Below are 2,227 nucleotides of genomic sequence, written 5' to 3' on the forward strand. Positions count from 1 at the left end.
TTTGGGTGCTAGCGATCGCTTCCAAGTTTAGCTGGACAGAAAAAGCTTGCAACAATTCATCAAATGCCTTACGGTTTAGTCCCGTTAATGCCCTTAAGAGTCGGTCTTCTTTTAGCACTCGATTGATGTCCAGCATTTTTTCTTCTGATCTTTAAAACACTAATCTCTAGTTTACCTTATTAAGCGACAAGTCTAATCTTTAATTTTTAACCCTTCAATTCGGTAGACCACAGTAGGAAGGTTCCATAGAAAGTTCCTACTGAGTTTTGTTGTGACGTAAGACCATCAATCAATGAGCACTGTAAACTACTACAGAACTTGACAAGCACAGAGTTGTATAATGGCCACAGCCAGATGTACCGTCTCCAGCTAGCTCCAAGAGAAATTCATCATAATTATCTGCATGTTTATCGTATGATTTTTCTAGCTTATTTGGGTCATAACTGAGACTATGTAAGTCTCTGTGAAATTGCCCAAGACAACCCTCTACTATTTTACCTTCAATATGATCTTGTTTTATGATTTGTCTGCTCCCATTGATTCTTGATATTTTGAAGTTCCTCTTTTTGCATCATTCTATACTTTCTACTAATCCATTCCTGCACCTTTTCACCCCTGGAATATTTTTTGTACAAACTTATAACTAAGTCATAGGAAAAACCTAAGGGCTGATTGTATTGAAAAAAGGTTTTCAGTAGTAATTCCTCAGCATCCTTTTCTCGATTCTCATCAACAAGTTTAGTGGCAAGGCTAAGTAGTTTTTTGTATATCTCAGGGGTTGCCTCAGGCAGTAAAGTCAAACTTTCTTCAGGTAAATATACTTGCTCAATTTGATTGCTGAGTTCATTATTTAGATAAATATCTATAATTAAATGGATTCTGACCGAGTGTCCATTCATGAAACCATGTATATCAGAATCAGGTCGTAAAAGCCAGACAGTATCTGGTTTCAAGTGAACTGCTGTATCTTGAAAAACCATGTAGCTATTCGTTGATGTGGAAATTGGCACATGCAGCCTGATTTTCTGCTTCTCAGACAATTCAGAATAATCTCGATGTTCCCAAAAGCAAGCATCTGGAGTAAACTTGTTTAATCGAACCCACATCAAAGATAGATTGTAGCGCTCTACAAATGAACGTATTGTTGGCAATTGATCGAGTTCAGGAGTTGGTTTTGGATGACAATCTTCAATAATTATATCGCTTGAATCTCCACTTTTACTATAGAGTGAAACAACTTCATATCCATGATTTCCATAGTCAGGGTAAGAATTTTTTTGCCATGGTAGAGAAGTTAGTTGTTCAATTTCTTTAGCTACATCATGGGAAAATCCAGTTGGCAAATCCCGAATAATACCTATAGTGCGACACGAAATTTTACTGTGCCTATCTTTTACTTTTTTTCTCCACTTATGGGTAAAGTCTTCTACAGCCTCATAATACTCACTGAGATTATCCACAGGAACTTCTAAAATCCCCCCTTTATCTTTTCTCCACTCACTGACATTGCTTGTTTTATCAGTCATTTTCCACTCCAGTTGTCTGATTGATTCACTTTAACACTCTACGGACTAAAGTCGCGTGAATTCTTAACTAGCTATTAGCTTTTACCATTGAGGTCGCCTATTGCAGAGGAACTGCCTCTTTCAGAGGAGCTATCCTACGGAATGCTTCGCAAACGCTTTTCATGTCGCGCAGCGAAACGTTAACAGCTTTTTTATCTTGGGTTTAAATCCCGGGTTTCTATAAACCGGAAGGTGCCGAGAGGGGATTTAAACCCCTTCTAAACCTTTGCTGCTGATTGCTGACCGCGGACCCCTTTTTAATAAAGTTAAAATTTTAACTCTGTTTGAGTGGTAGTATAACATATCCACTCATAACAAACTGGTTAAATTTTGATTAAAGTCAGGACTTACACAAAGACACTATATAGCAGCCATTGGGGGTCTATTTAAAAATAGACGTGGAGAGAGGGAGGGACACACCAGATGGACCAGAGAGGGTGTCCCCGTGTCCCCGTGTCCCCGTGATACCAAATGGGTTCTAGATAATAGCGTATGCCCAACAGAGCAAACGCTCTAATTTTTAGAGAGGGATATATAGTAGTTACAAATAAGAACCAGCAGTAGAATAGGGGGAAGAATTAACTTTTTGGATTATGGCTTACAGCATAGATTTACGGGAACGAGTTGTCAACTTTGTGAAGAATGGTGGTAGTAAGGCACAA

1 protein-coding gene is annotated in these 2,227 nt (G+C 38.5%); it reads right to left on the reverse strand.

The annotated features are described in order from the left end of the window. Positions 1-500: 500 nt before the first annotated feature. Positions 501-1,526, reverse strand: a complete 1,026-nt coding sequence (locus F6K18_RS35970; protein ID WP_287528140.1) for an aspartyl/asparaginyl beta-hydroxylase domain-containing protein — start codon at positions 1,524-1,526, stop codon at positions 501-503. Positions 1,527-2,227: the final 701 nt, after the last annotated feature.

Origin of the sequence: Okeania sp. SIO2C2 (assembly GCF_010692625.1) — a bacterium.
Lineage (GTDB): Bacteria > Cyanobacteriota > Cyanobacteriia > Cyanobacteriales > Microcoleaceae > Okeania > Okeania hirsuta.